The sequence below is a fragment of the Paenibacillus sp. J31TS4 genome, assembly GCF_018403265.1.
Classification (GTDB): Bacteria; Bacillota; Bacilli; order Paenibacillales; family NBRC-103111; genus J31TS4.
This window is the reverse complement of sequence record NZ_BOSI01000005.1, coordinates 19,002-37,210: the sequence shown is the minus strand read 5'-3', so window position 1 is coordinate 37,210 and position 18,209 is coordinate 19,002. Positions and strand designations below refer to the sequence as shown.

Here is an 18,209-nt window from a genome sequence, read left to right as displayed (position 1 = left end):
AAGGAGGACCCATCCGGTCCCTTCCTTGGCGGGCGTTTGCTGTAGGCCGCTTTAGCGCAGCGGGAGGCCGTGCTCGCGGGCATGCCGGCCCCAATGGGGCCTGCGGCCGTCGATGTCGACGATCCCATACTCGTCCGACAGGTCCCAGCTCGTCAGCGCCCGGCCGGATTTGTCCGCGACTCGCGGATCCGCCGCCAGCGCTGCGATGCCCCGCGCGACCAGGTAAGGCGTCTCCGATGCGGCAAAATGCGGGTCTTGGGCGATCGCGTCGCGCCAATTGGCCTCGGTGACGCCGAAGTGGTCGAGCATCTGCTCGGACCGCAAAAAGCCGGGCGTGACGGCGAGCGCCGTGATTCCATACGGCCGGAGCTCCTCGGCCATCGCTTCGGCCAAGTGGATCGCGGAAATTTTGGCGAGGCTGTAGTAGAGGCTGCCCCGGTAAGCGTAGGTCGAGCCGTCTGTGATCTCGAGGAGCAGTCCCCGCCTGCGGGCAACTAGAAGCGGGGCTCCGTAATAGCTCGTGATCATATGGGTGCGGACCGCCCGCTCCTGCATGAGCAGGCCTTTGGCCAGTGAATGCTCCCAGAACGGCTTGCCCCATTCGGTCAGCTGCTCCCCGCCCCAGATATCGTTTACGAGGATGTCCAGCCGGCCGTCCTGCTCCCGCCCAATTCGGGCGAACAGGCCGCGGACCTCCTCCTCTACCGTATGGTCGACGCGTATGGGGATGCCGACGCCTCCCCGCTCGGTTACGAGCTCCGCCGTTTCCTCGATCGTTTCCGTCCGGTCGAGGTCGGACCGGCTGCCGCGCACGCTTCGGCCGGTGCAGTATACGGTGGCGCCCGCGGCTCCGAGCTCGACGGCGATGGCGCGACCGGCTCCGCGGGTCGCTCCGGCGACGACGGCGATTTGGCCTGTCAATGGGTTCATGGGAGTCCCTCCTTTGTCTGGATACGGGAATAGCTTACCATCCGATATAAGACATCCGCTGTCATCATTGCCGTGCTACAATCAAAGCATACGAGTCGAGAAGAGAAAGGGGAGGGGACCCATGAGAGCGGATAGGCTGCTGGCGCTGCTGCTCCTGCTGCAAAACCACGGAAGATGGTCCGCCCGCGAGCTGGCGGAGCGTCTCGAAGTATCGGTCCGGACGATCAGCCGGGACATGGACGCACTAAGCGCCGCCGGCATCCCGGTCTACGCGGAGCGGGGGGCAAACGGAGGCTGGGTGCTCGCCGAATCCTACCGGACGAAGCTGACCGGGCTGAAGCCCGAGGAGCTCGTCACGCTCCTTGCGCCGTCGTTCGGGCAGCTCGGCGATCTCGGCTGGGCTCGGCACGCGGACGCCGCGCGGCAGAAGCTGCTGGCCGAGGCGCCTGCGCGCGTCCGGCAGCAGGCGGAGGACGTCCGCCGCAAGCTGCACATCGACGGGGCGGGCTGGCGGCAGGCGGACGAGGAAGTGCCGTGGCTGCCTGCCGTTCAGGAGGCGGTGTGGGGCGAGCGGGTGCTGCGCATCCGGTACCAGCGGGGCGACGAGCAGGTGGAGCGGGCCGTGCATCCGCTCGGCCTGGTCGCGAAGCGGAGCACTTGGTACCTGATCGCGGCATGCGAGGGCGAGCTGCGCACGTACCGCATCTCCCGGCTGCGGCACGCCGAGGTGCTCCCGGACGGCTTCGAGCGGCCTGCGGGCTTCGAGCTGGCGGCCCATTGGGAGCAGTCGATGACACAGTTCCGCGAGCAGCTGCCGAGTTACCCGGTACGGCTGCGGCTGCCCGAAGCCGGTCTCGCCCGGCTGCTGCGGGAGCGCTATGGCCGGCTGCTCGGGACGAGCCCCGGCCGGGAGAGCGAGGGGACGATCGAGGCCGAGATCGACCTCCAGACGGCCGACTGGGCGTATGGCGCCGTCCTATCGCTTGGCCGGCAGGCGGTCGTGCTAGGCCCGCCCGAGCTGCGGGAGCGCGTGCGCGCGGAAGCCGCCGCGATTGCGTCTCTATATGGCGAGGGGAACGAAGCGGAGACATAGAGAGCGGGACAGGAGGGAGGCTAGGAGGACGCCGGCAGGCGTGAGCGGAAGGCGGAGGGAGCGAAGCCGAGGCTTATGTAGAAGCGCAAGGTGGACTCCGGGCTGGAGCCGACAAGCTCAGGCGGCGTACTTGCCCTGCTATGCCGCAGCCGCTCCGGCTAGGGTATATAGTTGAGTACCGCAGCCTCCCAGCTCATCCAGCCGACGAGAGAGCACAGTTGAAAGCTTTGTTTTGCCCGTCCTGCGCGCACGGACGATACGTTCCCCCCACCGCCGGACGCTTGTACGCTAACAGAAAACGAAACCGAACCGCCGGCAACAGCCGGAAGCTGCGCCTCCCCCGAGGAAGGCCGCTTCCGGCTGTTGCTGTTTGCTGGGACGGCAAGGAAGGGACGAAGGATATTTGGGCGGCATTGGATAGCGGCATTGGGATTGGAAACGCTAATGCAAGGAATTGTCAGGAGTCGGTTATGTTCTACCTATCACGGGTAATATATGGTACATTTTCGCGACGAAAGGTGGCTTCTAATGAAAAAGCGAATAATCGGCTTGCTGGCAGCCTGTTCCCTCTGCGTCCTCGGTTCGCTGTCCTCGGCTGCTCCGCAAGCGAGCCTGCTGTCCGCATCCGCCGCCCTCTCCAAAGTGTACGCGGCGGCCGTCAACCCGACTTCGCCCGAAGCCGGACCGGAGCTGGCGTTTCCTGTCTTGAGCGATGTCCATGTCCAGGAATGGGACAAAGGGTCGATCCGGAAGTTCAAAAACGCGCTGAACGACCTGCACGCCATCAACCCGAATGCGGATGCCTTGGTGATTAACGGAGACTTGACCGGAGGCATGCCGCGCGACTACAAGCGATATGCGGACATCCTGGAGAATACCCCGCACCCTCCCGTCTACCATGCGATCGGCAACCATGAATTTTACAAGGCTTGGCTGAATGCGGATGGCGGCTGGGCGGGCGAAAGCTTCCCTAACGGAGAGACCGAGCAGGCTTCGATCAACCGGTTCCTGGCGCTGAACAACCAGTCCAAGGTGTATTACGACCAGTGGATCAAGGATTACCATTTCCTCTTCCTCGGCTCCGAGCAATACCGGCAATCGGATCCGAACAACGCGGAGGATGCTTATCTGTCGGACGAGCAGCTCCGCTGGCTGGAGGCCAAGCTGCAGGAAAAGCAGGATCCGTCGAAGCCGATCTTCGTCTTCCTGCACCAGCCGCTGCCGAACACGGTCGCCGGCAGCATTGACCGGGGCATCGTGCAGCATGAGCAGCTCAAAGCGATTCTGAAGAAATACCCGCAGGTCGTCTTTTTCAGCGGCCACTCTCATTGGCAGCTGGAGATCCCGGGCAGCTTCGTGAAGGACGGATTCTCGATGGTCAATACGTCCTCCGTCAACGAGCCGTTCAACGAGAACAACGAGCCGGTGGAGGTCGACATCAGCCAAGGCTTGTATGTCGAAGTGTTCGAGGACCGGGTCGTCATCCGCGGGCGAAGCTTCGATCAGCGGAACTGGATTCCCTATTCGGAGTATGTGATCCCCCGAGTGGTCCAGCATGGACAGGCAAGCCAATAGCGCCGCGCTAGCGGATCAAAGAGAGAGCATCGCTCCCGCGAGCGAGTAGCGAAGTGCGAAGAGAGTGCCTGCCTCTGCCGCCTGCGGGCTGCTCCGGAGGCTCGCGCGGCAGCAGCGCCGAGACGAGTCGGTTCGACAGCTATCTTGCCGGCAAGGTCGATAGAAAGATTCAAAAAAATATTTATCCCGACAAAAACAGACTTGTGGATAAGCTTGTACACACAATACACATAGAAAGTTAGCGGGGAACTGCCCCTTATACACACGTTGTCTACAGGTTACCCACATCCTCCTGTGGATAAGGGAACGCTTGTTCTACCAAATATTAGGTGGTAGGATAGAAGAAACGAAGGAAAGGTGTGTACGCGATGCCGTTTTTATCCGACGACATGCTGCTGGAGACGTATGACAAAGCGATCGAGCTAAGACTGGACAGCGATTTCCTTGATCTGCTGTTGGAAGAGATCCATAGGCGGAACCTCGTCTTGGCTGGAGAGAACGACCGTGTACCCAACGACACGATTTGTAATACAAATGAAACATTTCTGTTATCGTAGGTTAATACAAGTAGTTTATTCTATATCCATGACCCCCTTTTAAACATATAACTTATGTTAGGACCTACCCCGTTGGTAGGTCCTCCTTTTTTTGTCCGGAGAAGAGCTAAGGCGCAAGGAGGCAAACCAATCCCCAAACAAAAAAAGAGCCGGTTCCCCGGCTCTTCTCTTAGCGATCCATCGGTTCGTGCCGCCGCTCAAGCGGATGCTCCTGCAGCCAGTCCAGCAGCAGATCGTTGACCAGCACCGGCTGCTCCCGGCCCATATGCGGCCTGTGACCGGCTCCCGGCACGACGACAGACCGCGACCCCGCCACCAGCGCGCTTAACCGCTTCACTCTGGCTTCGCCGCCGAACGGATCGTGCTCTCCGGTGAGGAACAGGGCGGGGCATCGGATGCCGCGCAGCTCGTCCTCCGTGAGCCGGGGGTACTGCCGCCAATCCTCGGCGCTCTGCCGCATGAACTCCCTCCAGTTCCCCCGGTGCGCCTCCTCGTGCCGTTCCTTCATCTGCTCGATGACGTCGTGCTTCCCGTTCCGCTCGAGCCACTCCGGCTCGAACTCCTCTACGCCGGTCGGAACGCTGAATCCGCCGGTACCGATCGTCGCGAGGCTCGCCACGAGGCTGGGGTGCTTGACCGCCAGATAGAGCCCGACATTGGCGCCCAGGCTGTAGCCGATGAGATGTGCCCGCGGAATGTCAAGCGCGTGGAGGAAGGCGGCCATATCCTCGGCCAGCCGGTCAGTGTTCCACTCGAGAGACTCGCACCGGGTCCGCCCATGCCCACGAAAATCGGGCAGATAGCACGTATACGACCGCTGAAAGTCGAGCAGCTGGCTGGCGAACGCCAGAATGCCGCGCGAGTAACCGCTGTGGAGGAACAGGAGGGGCTCTCCCGTTCCCATCTTCTCGTAAAACAAGTTTAAGTCGTTCATCTGCAAGTAGGGCAAGCGCGCCGCCTCCTCAGAGAAAGGGGATCCCTTTATCTTCCAATACCTCTAACTTAGCAAACATATGTTTGTCTGTAAAGCGTCTATTGGAGGAGAACAGAATAACCGCCCTGTCGGGCGGTTTTCAGAAAGCGGAGGGCAGCCAAGCCGCGGCTTAGTCGAAGACGGTTCCCGCGGAACCATGCTAATTCCGTCCGCGCGAGCGCTTCCTCTCCTTCGGCAGACGAGGCCAGCGGACCGGGTCCACATGCTGAAGCATGGCAAGGAAGAGCCGTTCCCATTGCTCTTCCTTCAGCAGGCCTACGGGCCGGCTCTTCGCAAGCTGCAGCAGCCTGGCCAGCTTGGCGAGCTGAGGCGGCGTGAAGATCGGCGCAAGCGCGGCGTCCAACGGCAGCTGCGGCTGCCGAAGCGCATATGCAGCGAACGCCCGAAACCGGGTCTGCTGGTTAGGAGAGAGGAGCGCGTCCTGCCTCTGGCTGATGAGGAGAATCGCCGACTCCACCTGGGGCGGCGGCGAAAAATCCCCCGGCGGCACGGTCCGCACCAGGCGCAACGAGAACCGCATCCGCCAGGCCAGGATACTCGGGTCCGCCGTTGGAGAGGCGGTGAACCGTTTGGCGGCCCCTTTCTCCACCAGCAGAACGGCTCTCTTCAGCGAAACGGATGGGGAGTCGAGCAGCTCTCGGAGGATGGAAGTCGTGATTGCGTACGGAATGTTGGCCACGACGCAGAACGGCTTGCGGGGCCAGGCGGTTTCCAGTATATTGGCCAGCCGGACGACCACGTTGGTGCGGCCGGCGAGCTTGTTCGTTAGCTTGCGGACGAACGCCGGATCGTTCTCTATCGCGACGACGTGACCGGCTCGATCGGCGAGAGGAACGGTGAGGGCACCTGTCCCTGCTCCGAGATCGAGCACATGATCCGCCTGGGTAAGGCGGGCCAGGTCGATCATCTCGGTAACCATGCGACGGTTGACTAACAAGTGCTGAGCAGAAAAATTGGCACGAGTCCGGGCTGCACCCGGGCGGGGATGTCTCGGTTTGGACATAGCAAAATACACCTCGTTCATTCGTTGTTCGGGCAGGAATGAAAAAGGCACAGCCAAACAAACCCCCGGCCACCCGGCGAAAAAAATGGGGTTACTTGGTCTGTGCCCGATCTACCTTAAACGAATGAATGCGATGCCGATGCAAACCATTTGAACAGTCCCTTCCATCCCCTACTCAGGGGGGAATGGATTCCAGTATAGTCGACCTCCAGCGCAGGAGCTACCCATGTTGGCGGGAAAGAATGCTTCTAACCAAAGTCGGCATGCCGGTTCGCGCCTCACAATGGCGGGCCAGGAGGCAAACAAATAAGGCAGAAGCCGCCGCACCCCTCGGGGCGCTGGTGACTTCTGCCTTTTGCTGCTTTTTTTGCCTAGTGTCCTCCTGGGAAGGGGAAGGCGGCTTGACTGCCGCGACGCTCCGCTAAAGCGGAACGGCAACCGGCTGCTTCTGACGGTAGAAAACCCATTCCTTGAAGCCGATCATCCGCAGCTTTTGCTGCACCTGCTCCCATTCGTCGCCGACACGGGACGGCTTGTGGGCGTCGGAGCCAAAGGTGACCGGCACGCCGTGGAAAAGCGCCCGCTCTAGAATGTCGTCCGACGGATACCAGCCCCCGCAGTCCTTTGTTTTGCCCGATGTATTGATCTCGATAGCGGTGCCGGTGCCGGAGATCGCCTGGAGCGTCTCCTCGACCGCCTTGGTCGGGATGGAGGAGAAGGCGGGATAGTAGCCCTTCATCGCATCGATATGCCCGAGAATCTGGAACATGCCGGATGCCGCAGATTCCCGGATGAGCCGGTAGTATTCGTCCTTGTGCTGGATTTGCTGGACCTGGCTGAGCCCGTTCCACCGCTTTTTGTTGAAGATGCTGACGCCTCCGGACAGGTGTACGCTGCCGATAATATAATCGAACGGATACGGCTCATACATCTGCTGGTAGAGCGCCGCATGCTCGGGGAAAAAATCCGATTCGACACCGAGCAGCACCTCTATCCGGTCCTTGTACTCCTCTTTGAGGCGGAGCACCTCCGAGATATAGGCCGAGAACTCGCTCTTGGCCATAGCGATATGCGGCTGGGCGTGGTCCTCCTCGCGGCCGAAGTATGGCGAATGGTCGGAGATCCCGATGACTTGCATGCCCGCCTGCAGTGCCGCTTCGATATAGTCCCGGATGGTGCCCTCTGCGTGCCCGCAGCGGTCATGATGTGTGTGCAAATCGAATTTCATCTTCCTGTCTCCTTCCTATTCGCTGCCGATGAAATTGGTTTCCGGCATTCCCTTCAAATCGCTCAAAAACTGCTTGATGGCCGAGCTCAGATAGCGCCCGGACTTGTAAATGACGCCGACAGGATGGCTGATCTCCAGCTCGTTCACATGGATCATCTTGAGCGTGCCGAGCCGGACTTCGTTGGCGATCGACAGCTTGGAGATGATCGCCACGCCCAGGTTCAGCTCGACCATCCGCTTCACTTCCTCGCTGCTGGACAGCTCCATGACGATCTGCGGCTGAATGTTCAGCTTCTTGAACAGCTGGTCGACGAAGCGGCGGCCGGCCGTCTCGGGCGACAGCATAATGAACGGCAGATCGTGGAGTGACTCTACGGTGGCATGCGTCCGGGCCGCCAGCGGGTGCTTCGGCGAAACGACGAGCTCGAACGCATCGTAATACAGAATCGACGTCTCGAGCGACGGGTTCCGGTCAAACAGATAGCCGATGCCGATGTCGATCGTCCCGTTCTCCACGTTGGAGAGAATCTGGGAGGTTGGCATCGAATGGATCGTCGTCTTGATCAGCGGATACTGGTTCTGAAAGTACGACAGCACCCGCGGCAGGATCTGGACGGCAATCGAGGTGGTGGTCCCGAGATTAATATTCCCCTGCGGCTTGTGATCGAGATCGGCGAGCTTCTGCTTCAGCTCCTCGACCGTTCGCAGGATAAGATGCGCATGCTCAAGAAATACACGGCCGCTGTCCGTCAAAGTGACGGGCTGGTTGCGGTCGATCAGCACGGTTTTGAATTCGTCCTCCAGACTTTTAATCTGGGCGGAGACGGCGGGCTGGGTCAGATTGAGCAGCTCTCCCGCTTTGCGAAAGCTCATCGTCTGCGAGATGGTGATGAGCGTCTCCAGCTGGTTCATGTTCATTGTCCGCGACCCCCTTGTTCCATTGTTGGCTTGCCGGAAGGAGCGATGGCTTCTCTATAATCGGAAATTATCGTGCGCAAATCACGTATAAATAATTCTTTTCAACTTACCTTCATTATATCGGGTAAGGAATGGCCATTCAATAGCAACGTAGGGGGACGGCAGGGAATGAGCAGGGAGACCTATCGTCTTCTGGTATAATAAGCACAGGACCGGCCGGACTGCTCGGACCGGAAGCGAACGAAGACAGAAGGAGAGATGGATGTGAAGCTAGGATTAGGAATTCTCTTGGCCCCTCCGGAAGGGACGGCGGGAGAGAAGGAGTCGTTCCGCGGGTGGCTCGAACGGCTGGAGGCCAAGCTGGAGGCCGCGAAAGAGGCAGGCGCGGCGTTTGCCGAGCTGCCGCTCTACGTGCTGGCCGGACTGACGGACGAACAATTCGGGGAAGCGGCCGCCCTCATCCGTAAAGCGGGCCTGCCGATCGATAGTGTCGTAGCGCTGTTCCCCGGTGATCTGCGGGTTGTCGGGCCCGAGGTGGACGAGGAACGGGTAGCGGGCTACCTGGAGCGGGCATTCGAGCGGGCAGCGGAGCTGGGCACCGAAACGGTCGTATTCGGAAGCGGACGGGCCCGCTCCTTCCCGGACGGCTGGTCGAAGGAGCAGGCCATGGGGCAGCTGGAGGCACTTCTGCAGCGGTGCGACGCCCTTGCGCAGCGGCACGGCCTGCTGGTGGCGCTGGAGCCGCTGAACCGGAGGGAGACGAATCTCATCCGGTTCCTCGAGGATGCGGTGGAGCTGGCCGCCCGGCTCTATCTCCCGAATCTCCGGGTGCTGGCGGATGCCTACCATATGGATGTGATGCGGGAAGACTTCGAGATGGTGGAGGAGGCCTGCGAGATGGGGCTGCTCGCGCATGCCCATGTCGCCACTGCGACGAGAGGCTACCCGCTGCCGGAGGAAGAGCGGCAGGAGGAGAGCGGGCGGAAGTTCGTTCCGGCGTTCGTCTCCTCCCTTGTTAGGGCGGGCTACGAGGGGCGGCTCTCCATAGAAGCGCTGGAGGAAGGGGCCGATCACAGCCCGGACGTCCAGCGCCGGTCGCTGGCTTACTTGCGGTCGCTGGCGGCAGGGGAGTAACGGGGTGATTGCAGGAAGGCGCCAAAAACTCCAGCATAAGGAGAACGAAACGGAACAGGCCCCGCGTGGGTATCTGTTCCGTTTCGTTGCTAAAGAGGGCCCCTTTCTGGACGACATTGAGGGTGATGCGAGTATGGCACAAGGGACAGAATGAACGTAAAAGGGTGAAGGAATTGAACCGCTTTGTTAGAGTTATGACTATCTGTTCCATATTTCCAATAGTATTCGGGTGCAGCAACATCCCCGTTCTCCCAAGCGAGAAGACGAACCTAAATGTACCGGTAAGCCAGCAGCCCAGCCCGACGGGTGGGGAAAAGAATAAGGAGCCTGACCAACCAATCCGTGCACTGGTTCCAAAAGGATGGCGCATGCTTGAGAAAAGCCCAGGTAATCCCATGCTGGCTGCGGGTGATCTGAATAAAGATGGGGTAGAGGATGCCGCAGTCATCCTGGAGCAAGAAACCGGGAAAGACGGAGAAGTGCCTAACCGTGCTTTATTCATTGCGTTCGGAGATGGAAATGGCGGCTATCAACAATCCATTCTTGCGGTCAAGGCAATCTTACGAGCAGATCAAGGAGGAGCATGGGGGGACCCGCTGGAGGGAATCTCTGTGGATAACGGCTCCCTCGTAATCAGCTTCTACGGGGGAAGTAATGATAGATGGTATGCGAACTATCGATTCCGCTTCCAGGACAACGATTGGTATTTAATCGGAGCGACCATGGGTTCGTATTTTACTGGCACCATGACACGCGAAAATGCCAACGAGGAGGATTACAACTTGCTCACAGGCGATTACATAATAAGAGCAACGGACGAACAGAACCCCAGCAAGTCAAAAACTACCAAAGGAAATAGAGGGAAAGCTCCTCTTTTAAAGCTCAAAGACTTTCATGCAGATGCGGAGAAAGAGCAGTTTTTGAACTAAACCGACGGCGCCATCCTGAGAAGGGTGGCTTTCTTGCATAACGAATCATTTTATCATTTGTTCTGTAAAATCCCTTAATAAGCCATTACATTGTTTTATGAAATCAAGAATTTTTTGTAGGTCCTCGTCATCATAACTCGATAACATTTGACTCATTTCTTTACCAAATAGATGAAAGAGAGGGGAAATATCTTTTTCTGCCTTTTCTTGATCGATATGAATGATAACGCGTCTTTGGTCTTGTGGATCTTTCATCCGATAGACGTATCCCGCTTTCTCCAGCCTGTCTAATACACCTGTAATAGCCCCCGTAGTTAATCCAGTTAAATCGGAAAGTCGACCAGCAGTAAGGGGCTGATTCCTCAATATGACATCCAGACATTTGTGATCCGTAGGATTTAAGCCTAACTTCGTGCCAATTGCTTGGTGAAACATGATGGTTGCGGTACTGTTATTCCGTAGTTCTTCCGTTAGATTGTTTAGGATGTTGCTCCTTGACATTAGGGTAACCTCCGCTTATTATTATCTTATCTCGTGAGATAAATTAAATTTAGGTTAAGTATTATTTTATCAATATTTGATTGAAAATCAAAGCTTAACAAGGGGATGTGTGAAAATGCATAAGATTTCGGTGGCCATCGCGGGCGCTGGGTTAAGCGGCTTATGCTTGGCCCATGCATTAATTCGTGCCGGGTTTGCTGTGCAAGTTTATGAACGGGATTCAGCGCCGCATATCCGTCGACAGGGATATCGGATCACGGTTGACGAGTACGGAATTGCTGCACTTCAGCGATGCCTGCCCCCTCATTTATTTAAGCTGTTTCTTGCCACCACTTCGCCTACTGACGAGACCGGGTACTTTCGGGTAACGAACCAGAAGCTTGGCGAGATATTCAGACTTACTTTTCGGAGCGATCCGAGCGGTATTGACTTGCGTACACCACGACAAGTAGATCGCCAAACCCTTCGTACCATAATGCTTGAAGGGCTTCAGGATAGCGTTCATTTTGGTAAAGAGGCGGTACGTGCAGAGTCAGCATCTGATGGAGCAACCCTTCATTTTTCAGACGGAAGTTATGTCCATGCTTCCATCATTATAGGTGCTGACGGTGTGAACTCAGCCTTACGCAAGCAGCTGTTACCTGACTGTGAGCCGGAGGTTACCGACAGTTGGGGAATTTTTGGCCGCACGCTTCTCATTCACAATGGACACTCTCTGGTTCCTAATTCACTAAGTACTAGTGGTGTATTCGCAATGGGACCTTCGAGTCGTGGATTTTTCTTTACTACGATGAAATTCCGCGAGGCTCCTCAATCCGCTTTTGCCCGTTTTAAAGTGGATCAAATACCTCCGGTCACTGAGGATTATGTGATGTGGGGAATTGTCTTGCCAAAGGAGCAATCTCCAGAACATCAAGGAAACCTTAGCAAAGAAATGTTACTACGCTTTGCGAAGGAGATTACCCGGGACTTTCACCCGATGCTGCAACGTTTTGTGGAACGAGCCGACATTGATTCCACCATGGCCGTAAAGGTAAGAGCAGCAAGGAAACCGTCTAACTGGCCAGTCTCCCGAATAACATTTATGGGAGATGCGGTACATGTCATGCCCCCCACAGGAGCTCATGGAGGGAACACAGCTTTGCGTGATGCGGCTCTACTTGCGGAAAAGCTTGAAGCGGCGGTGACCCAAGGGGAAGATCTTGAGAAAGCGGTTGGCTCCTATCAAGAAGAGATGAGCATTTATGCATTTCGCGAGGTGGAAGCATCAAAGAAAATGTTGAAGCGATTCTCCAGTAAGAATCCTCTGATGAATTGGGTCATGCTGCGTGCAATACCGTGGATGCGTTCCATTACAAACAAACCAATACCAACAGAATGACATAGAAGTAAAGCCCGAAGCCGGTAAGGGCGTCCTGTAGGACGCTCTTAATTCTCGTCTTAGCGATGATACGGAGAACTGAATCGCAAATTGTGGTAATGAGGAGAAGCACACCAGGAAGCGGGACAAACCTTCAAAGAGTCTAGGAAATCAGTTATCCCAAATCCTGCACGCACATCCTTACAATCTCTTTATTCCTTTTTAGTTTGGCGCGGTAAGCATAATAAATGCAAAGCAAAAAGGCGGTCGGAATGTTATAAAGAAACACGATATAAAGTGCCTCGAGCAGAGCAGCAAGCTTAGGGAGTTGTACCGCATTCAAGATTGTTTTAAAGCTTTGCTCAGTTAATACTTCCATCGGCAGATAAAGGAAGAGGCCTAATGCAGCCATGATAGATAACAACGATGTGATTGCCGGAAGCAGCAGACCTGGCCAGGGAGTATCCTTCTTCGAAAGAAAAATCTGCAGAAAAACGGCCCCAATTATAAATCCTACAAACAAGAAAGCTTTTGTCATGACTATGGTTTCTCCCTTATTTTTTTGTATTCCGAAATCAGAATCTTAGCAGCATCAAGATCAAGCTTTTCGTTTACGACCATTCGTTTGATCAGGCTGATATACGGTTCATTCGCATGGTCCTCATTAATTTGAATCTTTTGAATTAACCGATCCAATCGAAGCCGAACAGTCGGGTAAGTGACGCTGTACTGTTTCGCTACTTCCTTGAGTGAACCGGAAGCCAGCAGAAACTTCTTTATGAACACGATCTCCTCCTCTTCCAGATTGGCCATCCATTCCGGCACGGTTTCCATAGGCATACACTCACTTCCTTTAATAAAATTAATCATATTATTGAATATTGTTAAAGTCAAATCTAAATTTAACGTAAAGAAGAGGATTCAACGAGCCTGCTGTTGGTTAACCGGAAAACGGCAAGCTTTTCAACACAGTCTAATCCGAAGCAAAAAGGGGATGATAACAGAAGGTTTTGTTAACACGTGCGATGTAAACCAACAAAGAGAAGGGTTGCAAATGCTAAACAAGCTGTCCAATCGAGTGTACTACATGCCCCATTATGCGGAGACGGACCGTCCTGCTCTCGGATTGATCTGTGGAGACAACATGAGCGTCATCGTGGATTCGGGCAATTCGCCTGCACATGCACAGGATTTGCTCCATCTCGTTGAACAGTTGGAGATAGCCCCGGTAAAGTTTGTTGTCATCACACACTGGCATTGGGATCATATCTTTGGGATGAGCACAATGGGGTTCTTATCGATCAGTCACGACTTGACGAAGGAGAAAATAAGATATCTGCAAACGTTAAAATGGGATGACGCTTCGTTAGATTTAAGGGTCTCCACCGGAGAGGAAATTGAGTTTTGCAGAGACATGATTAGACGGGAGATGCCGACAAGGGAGCATCTGAAATTGAAGACGCCGGAGCTCTCGTTTCCTAGCAAAATCGAGCTGGATTTGGGCGGGGTCACCTGCATCGTTGAGCATGTGGGAGGCGTTCACGCAAGGGACTCGTCCATTGTGTATATTCCGGAGGAAAAGATCCTGTTTCTAGGGGATTGCATCTATCAGGACTTTTATAGCGGGGAATGGAGCTATCATCTGGACGAGCTTACCGTCTTATTAGAGAAGCTAAAAAAGTATGATGCAGCGTACTATGTGACGGGACATCAAAATCCGAAAACGCATGATGACATGTGGAGCTTCCTGGATGAACTCACGCGGATCGGGGAAATCGTGGGGAAAGAAGCATCTCTGGAGCAAGCGATTGCCCGATTTCGTGAAGTACAGGGGACAATGCCAGATGAGGAGCAATTGGAATACATCCAAAACTTCGTATCTGGAAACCAAAAGACGTTGTTTAGGGATGAGTCCAGCTAAAACCATCCCCCATGGTCTCCCCGTTAAGTAGACAGAAAAGATATCTTTATGCTGCCTGCGGCCGTTTCCCCGTACTCCACGGGGGGACGGTCGTTTAGCTTTTTTCCAAAAGGAAAAGGTGTACAAAAAAATCTTGTACAGATAAAAAGGATGATCGATTTGTTGAAAGCATATGCCTGGCTAACCTTTTGTGTAATGAGTGGGGAAGCAATTTTGTATTTGGAAAGATGTTAGTTCAAGATTTTTCCCCAGCTCTGTTAACCATGCTTAGACTTTTGTTTATTGTTCTCTTTTTAATGGGGCTATCCTCCTATAAAAAACACTTGAAACGAGTTTTCTCATTGGAACGGCCATTGTTGTACACGGGATAGCGACATTGATATGGAATAACAACATTAGCCAGGTCGATGCTTCAAAGGCTTCCATCCTGTCTAATTTAGAACCGTTTGTAGCGATGATCATGGGACTGATTTTGCTAGCCAAACCGGTAACTGGAGCGGAAATTTTGGGGTCCTGCTTTATTGTGGGGGGAGTCCTGCTGTCTACGTATCAACGAAAGCTAAACAGCCGAACGAATTAAGAAGACCCCAATATGGGGTAGAATTGACACTGGAAAGCGCATTTCCCGCTGAATTTGGTCATTTCACTTTCATGAGAAGGGATTGGTCCACGTCTTGAATGGAGCTTCGTCCGGATATAGCTAGCTGCAGTTCGGTTTCTGCAACAAGGTGCTTGATCACCTCTTCGACCCCAAGTTCTCCCGCCACAGCCATGGCGTAGGCATACGGGCGGCCGACGAGGACGGCAGTAGCGCCAAGAGCAATGGCTTTTAATATATCCGCTCCTCTGCGAATCCCGCTATCCATGATGATTGGAATCTTCCCCTGGATCGATTCCCTAATGGAAGGCAAGACATCCAGAGTCGCCACGGCTCCGTCAAGCTGTCTTCCTCCGTGGTTCGAAACAATGATCCCGTCAACGCCATGTTCCATAGCCAAAATGGCATCGTCCGGATGGGTTATTCCTTTCATAAGGAGAGGCAGCCGGGTATGCTCACGAATAAAGTCAAGCTCCCTCCAAGTAAAACAGGTATTGTTTCCTTCCTCTAATGCTTTCAAAGCCGCTGCTTTGACGTTTTTATCAGGGGCTTCCTCAAGCTTGGAACAAAAGATTGGATCGGAGAAATAATTTCCCATTCCATGCCCTGTCAGGAAGGGTAAGTATGCATGGCGTAAGTCCGTCTCGCGCCAGCCAAGAAGTGTCGAATCCACGGTGACAACAATGGCCTTGAATCCGGACGCCTCCGCTCGTTTGAGGAAACTCTTTGTCAGCTCGTGATCTTTCGGGGGATAAAGCTGGAACCATCTAACGCTATCTCCCATCACTTCCGCCACTTGTTCCATGGAAACACTGGAAACGTTGCTGAGTATATAAGGAACTCCTAATTTCGCCGCTGCTTTAGCGGGGGCAAGTTCGCCATCGGGATGGAGAATGGTATTGACTCCGATCGGTGCTAGTAAGAAAGGAACCGGGAGCTTAGTTCCGAACATCGATATAGAGAGGTCACGTTTTGTAATATCACAACATACCCTTGGTCTTATTCGATAGTTCTGAAAAGCATCTACATTGGCACGATGTGTATCGCCAGCCCCTGCTGCACCATAAACGTAGCCAAATGGCGCTGCAGCGAGAATTTCCTTTGCCTGGTTTTCCCATTCGTCGAACGATACCGGCAATAGCTTTGCAGGCTTATCCCCGCGTTGATAAATGTCCATTTGTATCGTTTCGCTATGAATAGCCATCCAAAGTACCCCCTTTTTGTGTAACATTCCCCATCCGCTAAGATCGATTTAAGCAGTATCGCCAAAATCTTCTGATGGAATGCCAGCTCAAGAAGACTGCTTGCCCAAGTATTAGCTTGGACAAATCGTCGGAAAGTTAGTCACTAATGAGTGGAGCTGGGCAACACTTCCCTGATCTCATAACGTTCCTCGCGGATCGGGGTTATACCATGTTTGGGGTCCTAGCAGACAATGGCAAATAAACGGTAAACACCGAACCCTTCCCCACCATGCTTTGCACCTCGATGCGCCCCCCATGAGCAAGGATGGTTTGCCGTGCGATCGCAAGCCCGAGACCGGTCCCGCCGCTCGGACGAGCCCGGGAATGATCCGCTCTATAAAAGCGGTCGAAGATATAGGGCAAATCCTCTTCGGATATTCCGGCGCCGCTGTCTTCAATCCGGATTTGAGCATAGGGCTGCTGCTGGTCCGGCAGGTGTGTTGTTTCCGCTAGGAGTCGGATTTGTCCGCCGGGCTTCGTATAGTAGACGGCATTCGTCAGGAGGTTATACAGCGCCTGAAGAATGCGGGCTTTTTCCACCGAAACGGAGATAACCTCCTCCTTGGCGTGCATGGACAGATGGATTTGCTTATCCTCCACTAGAAATTGGGTCTTCGCCGTTAGATCCCCCAGTAGCGCAACCAAGTTCTCCGTTCGCGGATGCAGCTCCGTCATGCCGGCTTCCAGCCTGGATAAGTCCAGCACCTCATGAACCAAACGCGACAACCGAAGCACTTCATCGAGAATCGAGGCCTGTTTCTCGGCAGTGAGAGGGGACCCCGTCTCATGAGCCAGCTCCAATTCCCCTTGGATGATCATAAGCGGAGTTTTCAATTCATGAGCGACATCGGACATCAACTGCTTTCGGGTTCGTTCCGCTTCGGCGAGCGAATCGTTCATCTCCCTTAGAGCCCTGGAAATCGCGCCGAATTCGTCTTTCTTTTGTTCGGGAAAGACGGCTGCGGCGTCGCCTTTTCGGATGGCCTCGATCCCTTTGATGATTCGACGGATCGGAATGGTCAACCGCCACGACAGGAAGAAGATGGTCAGCATCGCCGCGATCAAGGTGAACAGCAGGGAAGCGATGCCGATATTGGGCAGCATGCCGTACCACATCGTTTTAAACTCATAGGTCTTGAACTGCCTGTCATTCATCACGTACAGTCTGCCGATCTTACGATCACCCGCGTGAAGCGCGAGCATATACCCGTCTTCGAGAAGTTCCTCTTTGCTTAGGCTTCCTTGCTGATACAAGGTTTTCCCCTCCGCAGATAATAAGATTTCGGCAAAGGAGCCGGAAGCTTCAAACCTTGCGCTGCCGACATGTTCCCAAGAATCGCCGTGACTGCTGTAAAATTGCTCGAACTCCTGTTTCAGCGATTCAAAGGGGGCCTTATCCTCGAGATAGGCAAGATCGCGGGAAATATAAAACTGAATATGCGTAACGGCAAGCAGAAACAGCAGGATAAACAAGATTAGAATGCTCATCGACAGGATCAGCTTGGTTCTAATTTTCATGTTCCGCTCCGAATCGATAGCCGAATCCGTACACCGTTTGAATATAGTCGGAGCTGCGGCCATCGCTCTCTATCTTCTTGCGAAGCTTGCTGATATGGGAATCCACCGTCCGTTCGTCAACGACAAACTCCTCCTCGAATGCATGCTGCAGAAGCTGCATTCGGGTGTACACCCGCCCGGGCTTTGCCGCCAGCAGATGCAGAAGCTTGAATTCAGTCGGCGTGAGATGTAGCTCCTTAGTCCCTTTAAACACCTGCAGACTTTCCTCGTGAATCGTAAGCTCGCCTCTTCGCAATACGCTGCCGGCTCCGTCGTTGTCGCTTTTGTTCATTCGTCTCAATAAAGAGCGGATGCGTGCGGAAAGCTCCCTCAAGCTGAAGGGCTTGGTCAGGTAATCGTCCGCTCCCATCTCGAGGCCGACGATTTTGTCCGTTTCCTCGGATTTGGCCGTCACCATGATGATGCCGGGAGACCCTAATTGTCTAAGCTGCCTGCATGTGTCCAGTCCGCTCATTTGCGGAAGCATCCAATCCAATATAACGATATCCGGTTTCTGTTTTGTATAGAGCTGCAGCGCGGTTTTGCCGTCCATCGCAGTTAGACAATCGTACCCTTCGGTTTGAAGAAACGACTCCATGAGCGATGCGATTTTGATTTCATCCTCTACGATCAGAATCCTGATTCCCATTTCCCCACTCCCAGATAT

The 18,209-nt window shown here is 54.6% G+C and carries 20 protein-coding genes; 9 read left to right on the top strand and 11 right to left on the bottom strand.

What is annotated here, in order from left to right; translation table 11 throughout:
• Positions 1-51 precede the first annotated feature (51 nt).
• Complete coding sequence (locus KJS47_RS19355) at positions 52-930, bottom strand: SDR family oxidoreductase (RefSeq protein ID WP_213526810.1); 879 nt, start codon at positions 928-930, stop codon at positions 52-54.
• Positions 931-1,051: 121 nt separating this feature from the next.
• Between KJS47_RS19355 and KJS47_RS19350 the strand changes: the two genes are divergently transcribed.
• The 3 genes from KJS47_RS19350 to sda all read left to right on the top strand — a co-directional run bounded on the left by KJS47_RS19350 (position 1,052) and on the right by sda (position 4,155).
• Complete coding sequence (locus tag KJS47_RS19350) at positions 1,052-2,023, top strand: helix-turn-helix transcriptional regulator (RefSeq protein WP_213526809.1); 972 nt, start codon at positions 1,052-1,054, stop codon at positions 2,021-2,023.
• A gap of 528 nt (positions 2,024-2,551) precedes the next feature.
• The gene (locus KJS47_RS19345; RefSeq protein ID WP_213526807.1) at positions 2,552-3,598 is read left to right on the top strand and encodes a metallophosphoesterase family protein; all 1,047 of its coding nucleotides are present in this window, start codon (positions 2,552-2,554) and stop codon (positions 3,596-3,598) included.
• A 368-nt stretch (positions 3,599-3,966) separates the two neighbouring features.
• Positions 3,967-4,155 carry a sporulation histidine kinase inhibitor Sda gene (sda, locus tag KJS47_RS19340; RefSeq protein ID WP_213526805.1) on the top strand — a complete coding sequence of 63 codons (189 nt, stop codon included), beginning with the start codon at positions 3,967-3,969 and terminating at the stop codon, positions 4,153-4,155.
• Positions 4,156-4,324: 169 nt separating this feature from the next.
• Here sda and KJS47_RS19335 read toward each other — a convergent pair whose 3' ends face one another.
• From KJS47_RS19335 to KJS47_RS19320, 4 genes are all read right to left on the bottom strand, one after another.
• The gene (locus KJS47_RS19335) at positions 4,325-5,104 is read right to left on the bottom strand and encodes an alpha/beta fold hydrolase (RefSeq protein WP_213526803.1); all 780 of its coding nucleotides are present in this window, start codon (positions 5,102-5,104) and stop codon (positions 4,325-4,327) included.
• Positions 5,105-5,288: 184 nt separating this feature from the next.
• Positions 5,289-6,152 carry a ribosomal RNA small subunit methyltransferase A gene (locus tag KJS47_RS19330; RefSeq protein WP_213526801.1) on the bottom strand — a complete coding sequence of 288 codons (864 nt, stop codon included), beginning with the start codon at positions 6,150-6,152 and terminating at the stop codon, positions 5,289-5,291.
• 421 nt (positions 6,153-6,573) lie between these two features.
• Complete coding sequence (locus KJS47_RS19325; RefSeq protein WP_213526799.1) at positions 6,574-7,380, bottom strand: histidinol-phosphatase; 807 nt, start codon at positions 7,378-7,380, stop codon at positions 6,574-6,576.
• A 15-nt stretch (positions 7,381-7,395) separates the two neighbouring features.
• Positions 7,396-8,298, bottom strand: coding sequence for a LysR family transcriptional regulator (locus KJS47_RS19320; RefSeq protein ID WP_213526797.1), 903 nt, complete (start codon positions 8,296-8,298; stop codon positions 7,396-7,398).
• 264 nt (positions 8,299-8,562) lie between these two features.
• Between KJS47_RS19320 and KJS47_RS19315 the strand changes: the two genes are divergently transcribed.
• On the top strand, positions 8,563-9,432 hold the full coding sequence (locus tag KJS47_RS19315; protein WP_213526795.1) for a sugar phosphate isomerase/epimerase family protein: 870 nt from the start codon (positions 8,563-8,565) through the stop codon (positions 9,430-9,432).
• A 164-nt stretch (positions 9,433-9,596) separates the two neighbouring features.
• Positions 9,597-10,361: a hypothetical protein gene (locus tag KJS47_RS19310; RefSeq protein ID WP_213526793.1), complete on the top strand. Its 765-nt coding sequence runs from the start codon at positions 9,597-9,599 to the stop codon at positions 10,359-10,361.
• A 45-nt stretch (positions 10,362-10,406) separates the two neighbouring features.
• Here KJS47_RS19310 and KJS47_RS19305 read toward each other — a convergent pair whose 3' ends face one another.
• The gene (locus KJS47_RS19305) at positions 10,407-10,862 is read right to left on the bottom strand and encodes a MarR family transcriptional regulator (RefSeq protein ID WP_213526792.1); all 456 of its coding nucleotides are present in this window, start codon (positions 10,860-10,862) and stop codon (positions 10,407-10,409) included.
• 115 nt (positions 10,863-10,977) lie between these two features.
• On the opposite strand from KJS47_RS19305, the gene KJS47_RS19300 reads away from it, so the two are divergent.
• Positions 10,978-12,243: an FAD-dependent oxidoreductase gene (locus KJS47_RS19300; protein WP_213526790.1), complete on the top strand. Its 1,266-nt coding sequence runs from the start codon at positions 10,978-10,980 to the stop codon at positions 12,241-12,243.
• A gap of 154 nt (positions 12,244-12,397) precedes the next feature.
• Here the strand turns inward: KJS47_RS19300 and KJS47_RS19295 are convergent, their stop codons facing one another.
• A complete protein-coding gene (locus KJS47_RS19295; protein ID WP_213526788.1) occupies positions 12,398-12,760 on the bottom strand; it encodes a hypothetical protein in 363 nt (120 codons plus the stop codon).
• Between the two features lie 2 nt (positions 12,761-12,762).
• Entirely contained in the window at positions 12,763-13,062 is a 300-nt protein-coding gene (locus KJS47_RS19290; RefSeq protein ID WP_213526786.1) for a DUF2089 family protein, read from the bottom strand.
• Positions 13,063-13,276: 214 nt separating this feature from the next.
• On the opposite strand from KJS47_RS19290, the gene KJS47_RS19285 reads away from it, so the two are divergent.
• From KJS47_RS19285 to KJS47_RS24445, 3 genes are all read left to right on the top strand, one after another.
• Positions 13,277-14,143 (top strand): MBL fold metallo-hydrolase, encoded by an 867-nt coding sequence (locus KJS47_RS19285; RefSeq protein ID WP_213526784.1) that lies wholly within the window; start codon positions 13,277-13,279, stop codon positions 14,141-14,143.
• A gap of 227 nt (positions 14,144-14,370) precedes the next feature.
• Complete coding sequence (locus KJS47_RS24450) at positions 14,371-14,514, top strand: hypothetical protein (protein ID WP_483874601.1); 144 nt, start codon at positions 14,371-14,373, stop codon at positions 14,512-14,514.
• A gap of 5 nt (positions 14,515-14,519) precedes the next feature.
• A complete protein-coding gene (locus tag KJS47_RS24445; RefSeq protein ID WP_483874600.1) occupies positions 14,520-14,723 on the top strand; it encodes an EamA family transporter in 204 nt (67 codons plus the stop codon).
• A gap of 58 nt (positions 14,724-14,781) precedes the next feature.
• Here KJS47_RS24445 and KJS47_RS19275 read toward each other — a convergent pair whose 3' ends face one another.
• The 3 genes from KJS47_RS19275 to KJS47_RS19265 form a co-directional block, all read right to left on the bottom strand.
• Positions 14,782-15,945 carry an alpha-hydroxy-acid oxidizing protein gene (locus KJS47_RS19275; protein ID WP_213526781.1) on the bottom strand — a complete coding sequence of 388 codons (1,164 nt, stop codon included), beginning with the start codon at positions 15,943-15,945 and terminating at the stop codon, positions 14,782-14,784.
• Between the two features lie 202 nt (positions 15,946-16,147).
• The gene (locus KJS47_RS19270) at positions 16,148-17,458 is read right to left on the bottom strand and encodes a sensor histidine kinase (RefSeq protein ID WP_249716554.1); all 1,311 of its coding nucleotides are present in this window, start codon (positions 17,456-17,458) and stop codon (positions 16,148-16,150) included.
• Positions 17,459-17,492: 34 nt separating this feature from the next.
• Positions 17,493-18,191: a response regulator gene (locus tag KJS47_RS19265; protein WP_213526777.1), complete on the bottom strand. Its 699-nt coding sequence runs from the start codon at positions 18,189-18,191 to the stop codon at positions 17,493-17,495.
• Positions 18,192-18,209: the final 18 nt, after the last annotated feature.